Source organism: Pleomorphomonas diazotrophica (assembly GCF_002844595.1).
Taxonomy (GTDB): domain Bacteria; phylum Pseudomonadota; class Alphaproteobacteria; order Rhizobiales; family Pleomorphomonadaceae; genus Pleomorphomonas; species Pleomorphomonas diazotrophica.
In genome coordinates this window covers 36,952-51,147 of the sequence record NZ_PJNW01000005.1, presented here as the reverse complement: position 1 = coordinate 51,147, position 14,196 = coordinate 36,952, and the positions used below count along the sequence as shown (strand labels likewise).

Annotated in this window: 16 protein-coding genes; 8 read left to right on the top strand and 8 right to left on the bottom strand. The window is 66.3% G+C overall.

The features are described from left to right. Positions 1 to 19: 19 nt before the first annotated feature. Positions 20 to 1,084, top strand: coding sequence for an ABC transporter ATP-binding protein (locus CXZ10_RS08485; RefSeq protein WP_101288723.1), 1,065 nt, complete (start codon positions 20 to 22; stop codon positions 1,082 to 1,084). A 66-nt stretch (positions 1,085 to 1,150) separates the two neighbouring features. On the opposite strand, the gene CXZ10_RS08480 is transcribed toward CXZ10_RS08485, so the two are convergent. After that, complete coding sequence (locus CXZ10_RS08480) at positions 1,151 to 1,702, bottom strand: EF-hand domain-containing protein (RefSeq protein ID WP_180335918.1); 552 nt, start codon at positions 1,700 to 1,702, stop codon at positions 1,151 to 1,153. 225 nt (positions 1,703 to 1,927) lie between these two features. Here CXZ10_RS08480 and CXZ10_RS08475 point away from each other — a divergent pair, with 225 nt between their 5' ends. From CXZ10_RS08475 to speB, 3 genes are read left to right on the top strand one after another with little or no spacing between them, the layout of a single operon-like run. Beyond that, a complete protein-coding gene (locus CXZ10_RS08475; RefSeq protein WP_101288721.1) occupies positions 1,928 to 2,656 on the top strand; it encodes a response regulator in 729 nt (242 codons plus the stop codon). Continuing rightward, positions 2,653 to 4,050 (top strand): ATP-binding protein, encoded by a 1,398-nt coding sequence (locus CXZ10_RS08470; protein WP_210199883.1) that lies wholly within the window; start codon positions 2,653 to 2,655, stop codon positions 4,048 to 4,050. The genes CXZ10_RS08475 and CXZ10_RS08470 overlap by 4 nt, the downstream gene beginning before the upstream one ends. Before the next feature lie 28 nt (positions 4,051 to 4,078). Continuing rightward, a complete protein-coding gene (speB, locus tag CXZ10_RS08465) occupies positions 4,079 to 4,978 on the top strand; it encodes an agmatinase (protein WP_101288720.1) in 900 nt (299 codons plus the stop codon). Positions 4,979 to 4,982: 4 nt separating this feature from the next. On the opposite strand, the gene CXZ10_RS08460 is transcribed toward speB, so the two are convergent. Genes CXZ10_RS08460 through CXZ10_RS08450 form a run of 3 tightly spaced genes read right to left on the bottom strand, consistent with a single transcriptional unit; the run spans position 4,983 to position 7,840 of the window. Further along, a complete protein-coding gene (locus CXZ10_RS08460) occupies positions 4,983 to 6,029 on the bottom strand; it encodes an ATP-binding cassette domain-containing protein (RefSeq protein ID WP_180335917.1) in 1,047 nt (348 codons plus the stop codon). An 11-nt stretch (positions 6,030 to 6,040) separates the two neighbouring features. Next, positions 6,041 to 6,871: a choline ABC transporter permease subunit gene (gene choW / locus CXZ10_RS08455; protein ID WP_101288719.1), complete on the bottom strand. Its 831-nt coding sequence runs from the start codon at positions 6,869 to 6,871 to the stop codon at positions 6,041 to 6,043. 33 nt (positions 6,872 to 6,904) lie between these two features. Then, entirely contained in the window at positions 6,905 to 7,840 is a 936-nt protein-coding gene (locus CXZ10_RS08450) for a choline ABC transporter substrate-binding protein (RefSeq protein WP_101288718.1), read from the bottom strand. A 292-nt stretch (positions 7,841 to 8,132) separates the two neighbouring features. Here CXZ10_RS08450 and betI point away from each other — a divergent pair, with 292 nt between their 5' ends. Further along, positions 8,133 to 8,717: a choline-binding transcriptional repressor BetI gene (gene betI / locus CXZ10_RS08445; protein ID WP_101288717.1), complete on the top strand. Its 585-nt coding sequence runs from the start codon at positions 8,133 to 8,135 to the stop codon at positions 8,715 to 8,717. A gap of 68 nt (positions 8,718 to 8,785) precedes the next feature. Continuing rightward, a complete protein-coding gene (locus tag CXZ10_RS08440) occupies positions 8,786 to 9,664 on the top strand; it encodes an EamA family transporter (protein ID WP_101288716.1) in 879 nt (292 codons plus the stop codon). A gap of 37 nt (positions 9,665 to 9,701) precedes the next feature. On the opposite strand, the gene CXZ10_RS08435 is transcribed toward CXZ10_RS08440, so the two are convergent. Next, positions 9,702 to 10,427, bottom strand: coding sequence for a c-type cytochrome (locus CXZ10_RS08435; protein WP_101288715.1), 726 nt, complete (start codon positions 10,425 to 10,427; stop codon positions 9,702 to 9,704). A gap of 183 nt (positions 10,428 to 10,610) precedes the next feature. Here CXZ10_RS08435 and CXZ10_RS08430 point away from each other — a divergent pair, with 183 nt between their 5' ends. After that, complete coding sequence (locus CXZ10_RS08430) at positions 10,611 to 11,357, top strand: 3-deoxy-manno-octulosonate cytidylyltransferase (protein WP_101288714.1); 747 nt, start codon at positions 10,611 to 10,613, stop codon at positions 11,355 to 11,357. 112 nt (positions 11,358 to 11,469) lie between these two features. Next, positions 11,470 to 12,354, top strand: a complete 885-nt coding sequence (locus tag CXZ10_RS08425; protein WP_101288713.1) for a prephenate dehydratase — start codon at positions 11,470 to 11,472, stop codon at positions 12,352 to 12,354. Between the two features lie 3 nt (positions 12,355 to 12,357). Here the strand turns inward: CXZ10_RS08425 and nudC are convergent, their stop codons facing one another. The 3 genes from nudC to apaG all read right to left on the bottom strand — a co-directional run bounded on the left by nudC (position 12,358) and on the right by apaG (position 14,168). After that, positions 12,358 to 13,293, bottom strand: a complete 936-nt coding sequence (gene nudC, locus CXZ10_RS08420) for an NAD(+) diphosphatase (RefSeq protein ID WP_101288712.1) — start codon at positions 13,291 to 13,293, stop codon at positions 12,358 to 12,360. A 60-nt stretch (positions 13,294 to 13,353) separates the two neighbouring features. Next, on the bottom strand, positions 13,354 to 13,629 hold the full coding sequence (locus tag CXZ10_RS08415) for a DUF6460 domain-containing protein (RefSeq protein ID WP_101288711.1): 276 nt from the start codon (positions 13,627 to 13,629) through the stop codon (positions 13,354 to 13,356). 146 nt (positions 13,630 to 13,775) lie between these two features. Then, positions 13,776 to 14,168 (bottom strand): Co2+/Mg2+ efflux protein ApaG, encoded by a 393-nt coding sequence (gene apaG, locus CXZ10_RS08410; RefSeq protein WP_101288710.1) that lies wholly within the window; start codon positions 14,166 to 14,168, stop codon positions 13,776 to 13,778. Positions 14,169 to 14,196: the final 28 nt, after the last annotated feature.

The following is a 14,196-nucleotide window of genomic DNA, read 5'->3' as shown; positions in this document are numbered from 1 at the left end:
CGCATCCACGGAACGCCCGATGTCCTTCATCGAAATCAGCCATCTCAAGAAGTCCTTCGGTCCGAACACCGTGGTCCACGACTTCAACTTGTCCATCGAAAAGGGCGAGTTCATTTCCTTCCTCGGCCCGTCCGGCTGCGGCAAGACCACCATCCTCAGGATGATCGCCGGCTTCGAGACGGCGTCGTCCGGCTCGATCCGCGTCGGCGGCGCCGAGATGACCCACCTGCCGCCGGCCAAGCGCAATGTCGGCATGGTGTTCCAGGCCTATGCGCTGTTCCCCAACCTCACGGTGGCCGGCAACATCGGCTTCGGCCTCAAGATCGCCGGCAAGGACCGCAGCGAGATCGACGCCCGAGTTGCCGAGATGCTGGAACTGATCAAGCTGCCCGACCTCGGTGATCGCTACCCTTACCAGCTTTCGGGGGGTCAGCAGCAGCGCGTGGCGCTCGCCCGGGCGCTGGCGATCAAGCCGCAGGTGCTGCTGCTCGATGAGCCGCTGTCAGCGCTCGACGCCAAGATCCGCGTATCCCTGCGCGAGGAGATCAGGGCTCTCCAGCGCGAACTCGGCATCACCACCGTCTTCGTGACTCATGACCAGGAGGAGGCGCTGTCCATCTCCGACCGCATCGTGGTGATGAACGAGGGTCGGGCCGATCAGGTCGGCACGCCCTCGGAGATCTACAACAATCCCGCGACGCGTTTCGTGGCAAGCTTCGTCGGCACGCTCAACCTGTTCGAGGCCCGCGTCGTCGATCCGGCAACCGGCCGCGTGTCGATCGATGGCCAGCCGGTGGTGACGGCCCGCGACATTTCCACCTATGGCATCGCCGACGAGGCGACGGTGGCGCTGAGGCCGGAGGCACTGACGCTTGGCGGCGGTGAAGGCGACCGCAACACCCTGACCGGCACCGTGGAAGAAGTGGCTTTCCTCGGTGCGGTGATACGCGTGCGGGTGCGGCTTCGCGAGGCGCGGGTGTCGCTCGACATCTTCAACGATCCGGCACTGGACCTGCCCAAGATCGGCGCCGCGGCCACCGTCTCCTTCAAGAAGGACGACCTCTTGATCATCGACCGGCACTGAACGCGGAAGGCCGCCCTCCGGGAAGGGCGGCCTTCGCTTCTCGATTAGCGTTTGCCGATCATCGCATCAGTTGGCGGGCGCCGGCGTCTCGTCGGCGGGCGCGTCCTCGGCGGGACCGCCCTGATCCATCCACCGCTTCATCATGCCGGGGCCGTGATGGCGGCCGTGCCGGGCGTCACGCTCCCAGCCACCACGGCCGGGGCGATCGTCAGCCGACAGTACCCCATCATCGTTGCGGTCGAAGCGATTGATCATCATCTCTCCGGCCGCGTCCGCCTCGGCCTTGGTGATCTGGCCGTCACCGTCGGCGTCGAGGCGCTGGAAGGCGCGCACCATCATCTCGCGGTGCTGCTTCCAGAACCAGGGCTCGAACTCCTGGATGGTCACGCCGTCCTTGCCGTCGCTGTTGGCCTCGGCGAACATCTTGTCGCGATAGGCGGTCAGCTCGGCGGCGTCGAGCTTGCCGTCCTTGTTGGTGTCCGCCTCGGCGAACAGCTTCATCGGTCCGCCAGCCGGACCAAAGCCCATCGGCCCCATGCCGGGACCGGCGGCGAAGGCGACCGTGCCGATGGTGACGATCGAGAGGGCGGAAATCGTTGCGAGTGTGAGCGCTTTCACGGGAGCTTCTCCTTGTTTGTCCGTTCCGCCCACGGCTTGAAAAGGGGGTTCCCGTTGGCGGCCGAACTCAACATAGGCACCAATTGTCGCGCAAATTCGCCGGGAAAGGCCTCGGTTGTATTGAGGCGTAACCTCATCGGCGACTGATACATCTTGATACCATTTCCTTTGGCATCCTTCCGGCGGATCGCTATTCTTGGGGAACGGAACGTTTGAGTACCCGACATGACCGAACCCCAGCCCCACATCCTGGTGGTGGACGACCATCGCGAGATCCGAGACCTCATCGGCCGCTATCTTCTGAAGAATGGCTTCCGCGTCACCACGTCGGAAAACGCGGCGGCGGCGCGTAAGGCGCTGAAGGCGGCGGCGGTCGATCTCGTGGTGCTCGATATCATGATGCCCGGCGAGGATGGTCTCAGCCTCTGCCGCTTCCTGCGCGAGAGTTCGGACACGCCGGTGATCCTGCTCACCGCCATGGCCGAGGATACCGACCGGGTCGTCGGCCTGGAGATCGGCGCCGACGACTATGTCACCAAGCCTTTCAATCCGCGCGAGTTGCTTGCGCGCATCCGCGCCGTGCTCAGGCGGACCCAGGCGGTGCCCAAGCCGCGAGACCCCCTGGAAGCGCGGCGGCTGAGGTTCGATCGCTTTGTGCTCGACGCCCGACGACGCGAGCTGGTCGGCGGCGATGGTGTGGCGCTGCCCTTGTCGACGGCGGAGTTCCAGTTGCTCACGGCCTTCCTGAAACGCCCCAACATGGTTCTCAACCGCGACCAGCTGATGGATCTCACCTCCGGACGAACCCCACAGATCTTCGATCGATCGATCGACAACCAGGTGAGCCGGTTGCGCAAGAAGATCGAGGTCGATCCGAAGAACCCCGAGCTGATCAAGACGGTCTGGGGCGGTGGCTACATCTTCGCCGCCGACGTCGAGGAATTGTCCGAGTGAGGCTACGCTTCTTCCCCCGCAGCCTTGCCGGCCAGCTTTCCGTGCTGCTGATCGCCGCGGTGCTGGTCGCCCAGGTGATCATGCTGGTCTTCTTCGCCGAAAGTCGGCGGTCGGCGATCGACGCGGCCGCACGCGAACAGGTGCTCGGCCGGATCGCCACGCTGGCCAAGCTGATCGAGGAAACACCGGTCGGTCAGCGCGACCGCATTCTCGCCGCGCTCAGTACCAGTCGGTTCGCCTATTCGGTTACCCCGGGGCCCTTGGTTGAGGGGTCCACCACCGTTTGGCCGGAGGGGGAACCGCGAGCCAAGCTCGATGAGATCTTCGGCCCAGGCCGGCAGGTGCGCGCCGAGTTCGCCGACAGCGATCGAGATGACGAGGGCAGCGGCACAATGATGCAGCGCCACCGTCTTGGTCCGGGCGGCTGGCAACGGCGAGTCATCAAGCATTGGCCGCCGACGCTGGCGCTGTCCGTGCATCTCTCCGACGGTTCCTGGCTCAACTCCGAGACGCTGTTGCCGCGTCCTGAGCTTTGGGCCTGGCCGATTGTCATGTCGACCTTGCTGACTGTGATCGCCGTATCACTGGTCACCGCGCTATCGGTGCGCCGCATCACCAGGCCGCTCCGCGAGCTGGCGCAGGCTTCCGATCGGCTCGGTCGCGGCGAGGGCGTCCCTGAGTTGCCGGAGCGCGGTCCGGAGGAGATCGTTCGCACCAACCGTGCCTTCAATGCCATGCAGGCGCGCGTCAGCCGCTTCGTGGCCGATCGCACGCGCATGGTGGCGGCCATCAGCCACGACCTTCGGACGCCGCTCACCTCCTTGCGCCTGAGGGCGGAGTTCATCGACGACGACGAGACGCGCGAGCGGATGGTCGACACCATCGACGAGATGACGCGCATGGCCGAGGCGACATTGGCCTTTGCCCGCGACGACGCGACGGCCGAAGAGTCGCGCAACACCGACCTCGTGGCGCTGGTGGAAGCGGTATCGGCCGACTTTTCCGATCTGGGTCAGGATGTCACCGTCGAGGGGCCGGAGCATGTCTATCTCTCGGTCCGGCCGGTGTCACTCCGTCGCGCCCTGCGCAATCTCGTCGAGAACGCCGTCCGCTACGGCGTCCGTGCCCGTGTCAGGCTGGAGGCCGCTCCAACCGGCGTGATCATCGCGGTCGACGACGACGGTCCAGGCATTCCCGAGGACAAGCTGGAGGAGGTGTTCGCGCCCTTTACCCGGCTCGAAACCTCGCGCAATCTGGAAACGGGCGGCGTCGGCCTCGGTCTCGCCACGGCGCGTTCGATCGTTCGGGCGCATGGCGGTGAATTGACGCTTGCCAACCGGCCCGGTGGCGGCTTGACTGCCGCAATCCATCTGCCGGTGGCCGCCGAGACCTGAGGCGGCGCCGAGACCGTCCAGGAGCGTCATGTCCGGTATCCCGACCTTTGCCGTTGCCCCGAGCTTCATGGGGCTTTCCCGCTTCGATCGCAGCGCAGACTATGCGCTGGCCGGCATTCCGCTTGATATCGGCGTCACCAACCGCACCGGCGCCCGGTCCGGCCCGGCTGCCGTCCGCGCGGCGAGCCGCATGCTGACCGACGGCGACCATCCGCATTTCTGGACCGACCCGACGCGCCTCGACCTCGCCGACATCGGTGATTTCACGATCGCTCTGGGTGATCTGTCCGAAAGCTACCGGTTGATCGAAGCGCAGGCCGAAGGCTTGAACCACCTTCTTGCCATCGGCGGTGAGCACGGCATCACGCTGCCGCTCCTCAGGGCGCTACGACGCAAGGTCGGCGCGCCGCTCGGCCTCGTTCATTTCGACGCCCATGTCGACACCTGGCCCGACAACTTCGGTCAGGTCTACGGCCACGGCTCGCCTTTCTATCATGCCATCGAGGAAGGCCTCGTCGATCCCAGAAGGATGATCCAGATCGGTATCCGCTCGCCGGTGCAGCGCGAGGTGTGGGATTGGACGATCGGCAAGGGCGTCACCATTCTCAGCGCTCAGGATGTCCATGCGACAGGGCCGGCGGCCGTGGCGGAGCGCGTTCGGCAGGTGATCGGCACCGGGCCGGCCTATTTCAGCTATGACGTCGACTGCCTCGACCCGGCCTTTGCGCCCGGGACCGGCACGCCGGAGTTTGCCGGCATTCTTCCCTGGCAGAGCCAGGCGATCCTGCGGAATCTCACGGGTATCGGCTTCGTCGGCATGGACGTCGTCGAGGTGGCGCCGGCCTATGACGTCTCCGAGATCACCTCGCTCGCCGCCGCCACGGTGATCTGGGATTATCTCGGTCTCGTCGGCTCCCAGAAGGCCTAAGGGGCTACCTCCTGAGAATGGCCTTCAGGATCGCCTCGGAGGAGATGGCGCCGACGATCTCGCCGCCGTTTTCGACGAGCACCGGCTTGCCGGTGGCGACGGAAGCAGCCATCACCTCACGGATCGGAGTGCGGAGGGCCACTATGGCGCTCTCCTCGTCGCGAGGCGTCTCGCTTGCCGGCGTCATGACGTCGGCGGCGCGCAGCACGTTGAGCGGGTTCATGTGGGCGACGAACTCGGCGACATAGGGCGTCGCCGGGTTGAGCATGATCTCCTGCGCGGTGCCGACCTGCACCACGCGCCCGCCAGCCATGATGGCGATGCGGTCGCCGAGCTTCATCGCCTCGTCGAGGTCGTGGCTGACGAACAGGATGGTCCGTTTGAGTTCGGAGCGGAAGCCGATCAGCTCGTCCTGCAGCTTGTCGCGGATCAACGGGTCGAGCGCCGAGAAAGGCTCGTCCATCAGGAGGATCGGCGCTTCCGTGGCAAAGGCGCGGGCAAGGCCGACCCGCTGCTGCATTCCGCCGGACAGTTCCTGCACCCGGCGTCCGGCCCAGTCGGCAAGGTGAACGCGCTGGAGCTCGGCTTCGACGCGCGGGGCGATCTCGGCCTTGGGCACGCCGGCAAGCTCAAGGCCGAGCGCCACGTTGTCGGCCACCGTCCGCCAGGGCAGGAGACCGAACTGCTGGAACACCATGGCGACGCGCCGGCGGCGGATGCGGCGCAGCGTCGCGGCATCGCAGCGCGCGACGTCCACTTCCTCCTCGCCATCGCGGACGAACAGGCGGCCGCGGCTCACCCGGTTGAGGCCGTTGACGGCGCGGATCAGCGTCGACTTGCCTGAGCCGGAGAGCCCCATCAGCACGAGGCATTCGCCCTCGCGCACCGAAAAGGACGCCTGCATGGCGCCGATGGTGAGGCCGGTATCGGCGGAGATCTCGGACGGGCTGAGGCCGGCGTCGATCAGGGGAAAGGCGGCCTCCGGCTTCTTGCCGAAGAGGATGTCGACGCGCTCGAAGCGCAGCGCGTCGCGAACGCGGGAGGGTGACAAGAAACAACTCCTCAGCCGCGAATCCGGCACATGCGGTCGAGCATGATGGCAATCAGCACGATGGCGAGACCGGCGGTAAAGCCCATGCCGATGTTGACGGTGTTGAGCGCCCTGACCACCGGCACGCCGAGACCGTTGGCACCGACCATGGCCGCGATCACCACCATGGACAGCGACAGCATGATGGTCTGGGTGAGGCCGGCGAGGATCTGCGGCATCGCATAGGGCAGCTCCACCTTGACGAGGCGCTGCAACGGCGTGGCGCCGAAGCTGTCGGCGGCCTCGATCAGCGGCTTAGGCGTCGAGGAGACGCCGAGGGCGGTGAGGCGGATCGAGGCGGGCAGGGCGAAGATCACCGTGGCGATCAGGCCTGGCACCATGCCCAGGCCGAACAGCACCAGCGCCGGAATGAGGTAGACGAAGGTGGGGATCGTCTGCATCAGGTCGAGCACCGGACGCAGCGCCGCCATCGCCCAGGGACGGCGGGCCGCCAGGATGCCGATCGGCACGCCGAGGCCCATGCAGACCGCCGAAGAGGCGACGACGAGCGCCAGCGTCTGGGTGGTTTCCTTCCAGAAGCCCTGGTTGACGATGAAGAGTAGGGCGGCGGCAACGAACAGGGCGAGCGGGATCGAGCGCTTCAGCACGAAGGCCAAGGTGGCGATCAGCGCCACGGTGACCGGAGGCGGCGGCGCTTGCAGCGCCAGCACGATCCAGCCGACGGCGCCGCCCAGCACGGCGGCGATGGCGTCGAACGCTCCGCCGCCGTTGGCCGTCAGCCAGTCGACCAGCGTCTTGGCCCAGGGGCCGACCGGGATCTTGTAGGCCGTGAGGAAATCCATCTTCGCCTCAGCCTCCCATTCGCCGCGTCATCATCAGAGTCCTAGCGACGCCTTCACCGCGGCAAGGCCGTCCTTGCCGTCGCGCGTCGTCACGCCGTCGAGCCAGGGACCCAGCATGTCGGGATGCGCTTTCAGCCAGGTCTTGGCGGCCTCCTTCGCCTCGACCCCGTTGTCGAGGATGTCGCCCATGATTTCGTTCTCGAGCGCCAGCGAGAATTTCAGGTTGCCGAGGAAGCGCCCGAGGTTGGGACAGTCGGTCGAGAAGCCCTTGCGCGTGTTGGTGTAGATGGTGGCGCCGCCCAGATTGGGTCCGAACACGTCGTCGCCGCCTTCGAGATAGGCCATCTCGAAGCGGGCGTTCATCGGATGCGGCTCCCAGCCGAGGAAGACGATCGGCTTGTTGTCCTTCACTGCCCGGCTCACTTCGGCCAGCATGCCCTGCTCGGAGCTTTCCACCAGCTCGAAGCCGTTGAGGCCGAACGTGTTGCCTTCGATCATGCCGAGGATCAGGCGGTTGCCGTCGTTGCCCGGCTCGATGCCGTAGAGCTTGCCGCCGAGCTCGGCCTTGAACTTGGCGATGTCGCCGAAGGTCTTGAGGCCGGCGTCGAAGGTGTATTTCGGCACCGCCAGCGTGTATTTGGCGCCTTCGAGGTTGACCCCCGTCACCTCGATCGTCCCCTTGTCGAGATAGGGCTTGAGGTCGGCCTCCATGGTCGGCATCCAGTTGCCGAGGAAGACGTCGATATCGCCGTTGGCGAGAGAGGCGAAGGTGACCGGTAAGGCCAGAAGCTGCACCTCCGGCTGATAGCCCAGCCCCTCCAGCACCACCGAGGCGGCACCGGTGGTCGCGGCGATGTCGGTCCAGCCGACGTCGGCGAAGCGCACCGTTGTGCAGGCGTCGCCCTCGGCGGCGAGCGTGGGGCCTGCAAGGGCAAGGGCGATCGGCAGGGCGGCAAAGGCGGACTTCATCGGCGGTATCGCTCCTAGGCCCCCTCCGGAGACGGCGTCTCTATGGGGCCATGAAAGTTTTATGACCATATGGTGCGAAATGAATACGCATTTTCCTGCGCTTGCCAATGGTTTTTTGGAAAATGTCCGTGGACTACTTTGTGGTTTCCGCCGGAATCCGCGCTCCGAAGCGTATTTCTGGCTGGCTCCGCGCTGTTTTGGTCTGAAATCGGTCCAGATCAACGTTGTTGGATTTTTATTGATTGAGCAGTCAATTAAAAATATGCTGTGGCCGACAGTGAGGGAGAGTGGGATGCCGAAACGCGGCATGCAGCCGATCCGCCGGCATGAACTGGTCGTCGCGGCCGTCCAGGCCATTCACGAGCGCGGGCTGAACGGCGTCACCATGGGCGACATCGCCAAAAGGGCCGGCGTGTCGCCGGCGCTGGCCCACCATTATTTCGGCTCGAAGGACGAGTTGCTGTCGGCGACCATGCGGCATCTCCTCGGCGAGTTCGCGCTCGCCGCCCGGCGCCGCCTCGCCGAGGCCGGAGATCCGCGCGGACGCGTCGACGCCATTCTGGAGGCGTGTTTTGCCCCCGAGCAGTTCTCGCCGGCGGTCATCTCCGCCTGGCTCGCCTTCTACATGCAGTCGATCCACGACACGGCTGCGGCGCGTTTGCTCGCCATCTACCTGAAGCGGCTTGAAGCCAACCTTCGGCACGATCTGCGACCGCTTGTGGGCGACGGTGCGCCCGCCCTTGCCAGGGGCATCGCGGCGATGATCGACGGTCTCTGGCTGCACGCCGCCTTGCCGACGCTGCATCGGTCTCCCGGCGAAGCGCTCGGCATCCTGCGCGACTACGTCGACGGCCGCCTTGCCGTCGCGCGGACGTGATGATTTCCCCCTTTGCGTCATGGTCTCCACGCCGCTAGGCTTGGTTGTCCTGCCGGAGCCGTTCGCCCATGCCCATGCGCCACATCGCCCTCGCCGTCCTCGTCACGGCGATCTGGGGCTTCAACTTCGTCGTCATCCGCCTCGGGCTCGGCTCGGTGCCACCGCTGCTGCTCGCCGCGCTGCGCTTTGTCGTTGCCGCCTTGCCGGTCGTCTTCCTCGCCCGGCCGAATGTGCCGCCGGGGCGGATGATCGCCGTGGGCATGACGTTGTTCGTCGGCCAGTTCGCCTTTCTCTTCCCGGCGATGAAGCTCGGAATGCCACCCGGCCTCGCCTCGGTGACGCTGCAAAGCCAGGCCTTTCTGACCATCCTGTTCGCCGCGCTGGCCCTCGGCGAGCGGCCAAGGCCGCGCCAGCTTGCCGGCGCCGGCGTCGCCGCGCTCGGCCTTCTCACCATCGCCTCGACGGTGGGTGGCGACTTCACGATGATCGGCCTCGGCCTCACCATCGCTTCGGCCGCAAGCTGGGCGCTCGGCAACGTTCTGATGCGCGGTGCCGGCAAGGTCGACATGTTCGCCATGATGGTCTGGCTGAGTCTGGTGCCGCCGATCCCGCTGTTCGCGCTGTCGCTGGCCATCGAGGGCTGGCCGGCCATTGTTACGGGCGTCACCGGTATGGGCCTCGTCGGCGCCGGTTCGGTGCTCTATCTCGCCCTGCTCGCCACGCTGGTCGGCTTCGGCCTCTGGGGCTTCCTGCTCAAGAACCACCCGGCCTCGACGGTGGCGCCCTTCTCGCTCCTGGTGCCGCTGTTCGGCACGCTGTCGTCCTGGCTGGTGCTGGGCGAGACCTTCTCGCCGCTGCGCGTCGCCGGCATGGGCCTGATCCTTCTCGGTCTCGCCACCATCGCCCTGCCGCTACCGGCCTTCGCCAAAAGACAACGGGCGGCCTGACGGCCGCCCGCGCTTTCCGGTTTCCTTGGACGCCGCCTCACGGCAACGGGGCCGGATTGGCCGACAGCGACCGGAGATAGGCGATGAGATTGGCGCGGTCCTCCGGCTTCTTGACGCCGGCGAAGGCCATCTTGTTGCCGGGCACCTCGGCCTTGGGATTGGTGAGATAGACGTCAAGCGTGGCGTAATCCCAGGTGTGGGTTTCGCCGAAGGTCATCATGGCAGGCGAATACTTGAAGCCTTCATGGGTACCCGGCTTGCGGTTCACCACTTCCCAAAGGCCCGGGCCAACCTTGTTGGCGCCCGAATCGGCGAACGAATGACAGGCGGTGCAGACCTTGCTGGCCTTCTCGCCGGCAGCGACGTCGGCCGTCTTGAGGCGATCGGCGATCGGCGCCACGTCCGATGCGGCAGCCGCTGCCGGTGCGGCCGCAGCGACCTGCTGCGTTTCGGGAGCGGCGCCCGCGTCGGCGGCCGTCGCTGCCTGCTGGGCCCCGGCAGGGGCCGACGCGTTGGGATCAGGCTCGACCGCGGCGGGGGCGGGCGCCTCGGCGGCGGCGACGGCCGGAGCGGCGTTCATGTCCACGACATAGCCGGGCGTCTTGAGATCCTGCTTGGCGAAAATCTGATCGGAAACGAAATCGATGGCAAAGGCGACGACGGCGACCGCCAGCACGGCGCCGAGAATCTTGTTGGGTTGCAGCGACATCAGGGACACCGGCTCCTTGGGGTCGCGCGGCGCCCGCCCCGGCGCGCGTGACATTTGGCAATTTCGGAATGGACCGCGCCAGAGGCTTTTGGGTCACACCCGGCAGCATATACGGGATTTTGCGCCCTGCTGCAAACTATCCTCAGGTCGTGTCAGGCCGTATAAAGCGGCCTCTGACAAGCGGGCCGACCGATGTCGATTTGCCGTCTTTTGGGGGAGGGTATCCACGTGTCCGAAATGAAGCCGAACGCCCTGGTGATCATCCCCTCGCGCCTCGGGTCGACGCGCTTGCCCAACAAGCCGCTCGCCGACATCCACGGTGAGGCAATGATCGTCCACGTCTGGCGGCGGGCCGTGGAAGCCGGCATTGGCGAGGTGGTCGTCGCCTGCGATCACCCTTCGATCATGGCGGCGATCGAGGCGGCCGGCGGCCGCGCGGTGCTGACCCGCCCCGATCACCCGAGCGGATCGGACCGCATCTTCGAGGCGCTGTCCAAGGCCGATCCCGAGGGACGGGTCGAGGTGATCGTCAACGTGCAGGGCGATCTGCCGACCATCGCGCCGTCAGCGGTCCGCGCCTGCTTCGATCCGCTTCTCGATCCAGCTGTCGACGTGGCCACGCTGACCGCCGAAATCACCCGCGACGAGGAGAAGATCGACCCCAACGTCGTCAAGGTGGTCGGCTCGCCGGTGGCCGAGCGCCGGCTTCGGGCGCTCTATTTCACCCGCGCCACCGCGCCCCATGGCGACGGCCCGCTCTACCATCACATCGGGCTCTACGCCTATCGCCGCTCGGCGCTCGCCCGCTTCGTGACGCTGCCGCCATCGACGCTCGAGAGGCGCGAGAAGCTCGAGCAGCTCCGCCTGCTTGAAGCGGGCATGCGCATCGACGCGGCCATCGTCGACGACGTGCCGCTCGGCGTCGACACGCAGCACGATCTCGACCGCGCCAGGGCGGTCATCGGCGCGTCGCTCAAGGGCTGACGGCCCCGGGGCGTTATCTTTTCTGTCGCAAACCCGGTGTCCGCTTTTGCTGGAATTGCTCCGGCGCGACTGCTATGCCGCTTTTCGCCTTTTGAAAAAGCGGAAGAGAACGATGTCGGAGAAGCTTAAGGTCGTGTTCCAGGGCGAGCCGGGCGCCAATTCCCATCTCGCCGCCCTCGAGGTCTATCCCGATTGCGAGGCCATCGCCTGCCCCACCTTCGAGGACTGCTTTGCAGCGCTCGCTTCCGGCGCCGGGCATCTCGGCATGATTCCGATCGAGAACTCGACCGCCGGCCGCGTCGCCGACATCCACCACATCCTGCCGCAGGCCGACGTGCATATCATCGGCGAGCACTTCCTGCCGGTGCATCATCAGCTTCTCGGCGTTCGCGGTGCACGGCTCGAGAGCATTCGCACGGCGCAGAGCCACGTGCAGGCGCTCGGCCAATGCCGGCAGACGCTGCGCTCCCTGGGCATTACCCCGATCGTCGGTGCCGACACCGCCGGTTCGGCCCGCGAGATCGCCGAGGGGGGCGATCCCACGCGCGCCGCCATCGCCTCGTCGTTGGCCGCCGACATTTACGGTCTCGACGTGCTGAAGGCCGATTGCGAGGACACGCTCCACAACACGACGCGCTTCATCATCCTGTCGCCGCGTCCTCGCGCCGCCCCGCCCTACGGGACGCCGACGGTCACCACCTTCATCTTCCGCGTCCGCAACATTCCGGCCGCGCTCTACAAGGCGCTCGGCGGCTTTGCCACCAACGGCATCAACATGACCAAGCTGGAGAGCTACCAGCTCGAAGGTCAGTTCTTCGCGACGCAATTCTACGCCGACGTCGAAGGGCATCCGGACGATCCGGCGGTGAAGTTCGCGCTTGAGGAGTTGGAGTTCTTCAGCCGCGAGGTCAAGGTGTTCGGCAGCTATCCGGCCAGTCCGTTCCGCGACAAGATCCGCGAGCCGGCGGCCCATCTGGGGCTCCGGCCCGGAGAATGATCGTCACTTGAGGTCGGCCCACACCTCGATGAGGTGGCGGGCCACCGCGAGCCTCGGCGGGCAGTGAAGCTTGCCGACCTCGGTGGTCGCCAGCATTGCCTTGACCTCATCGCGGCTGAACCAGCGGCAATCGTCCATCTCGGCCTTGTCGACCTCGATGTCCGTGGAGATCGCCTCGCCATAGCAGCCGAGCATCAGGTTGGCCGGGAACGGCCAGGGCTGGCTGGCGTGATAGCGCACGGCGCCGACGTCGATGCCCGACTCTTCCTTCGTCTCACGGCGGACGGCATCTTCCACCGTCTCGCCCGGCTCCATGAAGCCGGCGAGGCAGGTATACATGCCCGCCTCGAAGCGCGGCGTGCGGCCGAGCAGCACCCGGTCTTCGCCATCCTGGATCAGCATGATCACCACCGGGTCGGTGCGCGGGAAATGCTGCGTGCCGCAGCCGGTGCAGTTGCGCTGGTAGCCGGCGGCGATGCTCACCGTCGGTGCACCGCAGACGCCGCAGAAGCGATGGCGCTGGTGCCAGAATAGCGTGGCGCGCGCCTGGGCCAGCGGCCCGAAACTGTCGGAGCCGACGATGGCGTCGCGGGCAAGGCTGCGAAGATCGACGAGGGCTTCTCCCGGCTCAAGCTCGGGCTCGCTCCTGAACTCGCCGGCAAACCAGGGGCGCCCTTCCGGATCCAGGCCGAGAAAGATCTGGGTATCCGTCTCCTGAAACAACGCGCTGGCGGCATTGCCCTCGAAGTCGGCGCGGCCGGACCTTACGAGCACGCGGTCCCCGAACAGCATCATCAGGCGGCGCTGCGGATCGTCGAGGTGACGCTGCACCAGCGTTTCGTCGGTGCGTTGTTCGGAGTGGCGGTGAAGCAGGCTGACCGAATAGGTGTTGTGGCTCGACCAGTCGAAACCGGAAGGAGGGTCGGGAGGCAGGATCATTTCAAAATTCGCTTTCCGCGCGCCGGGCTTCAAGGCCGGACGCATGCATGATGCCGTCGGTCAGGAGCGGCTGCGGCCGATGTTGAGCAGCCGCAGCACCAGCCAGACCGGGATCACCACCACGGCGCCGAGCAGGAAGTAGCGCCAGACACGGTCGACAGCGTCGAAGCCCATCGACCAAATGCGGTCGACGAAACGTAGCGCCGACGTGACGATGTCATAGGGTTCGACGCCGAGCGCCGCCAGCACGACGCCGACGATCAAGGAGAGAATGACGAGCCTGAGAAGCAGGCGCGCCGGGCTGTCGCCGAACAGGCGCACGAAACGGTCGGACATGGAAACGCTCCGGCTTTCCAATGAGGAAGGTCGCCGACAGATAGGCGCGGCAACAGGGCTTGTCCAGCCATTCGCGCCGTTAAGCCCGGGCAATCGTTTGAAGCCGCGTCGGCGGCTTCCGGCGGCAGACAGCAACCGATGCGGGCTTAATTCAACGTGCGCGCCGCCACCGGGCTGTCGAGCGAGAAAGCGGGAATGACGACGTCGAGCGCGGTGCCGCGATCGTCGACCATGCGGTAGCTTCCCGACATGATGCCGCTGGGCGTCGAGAGAGGACAGCCGCTCGTATACTCGAAAGCCTCGCCCGGCTCGATGATCGGCTGCTGTCCGACCACGCCGGGACCGGTCACCGTGCGCCGGATGCCGTTGGCGTCGGTGATCTCCCAGAAGCGCGTCATCAGTTGCACGGCGCGCCGACCATGATTGGCGATGACCACCCGATAGGACCAGACGTAGCGGTGCTCGTCGGGATCGGATTCCTCGGGCAGATAGCTCGGTTCGACGCTGACGACGATCTCATGGCTGACGGCGGTGAACATGGCGGGCCCGTTGGATTGCTGCTTGGCG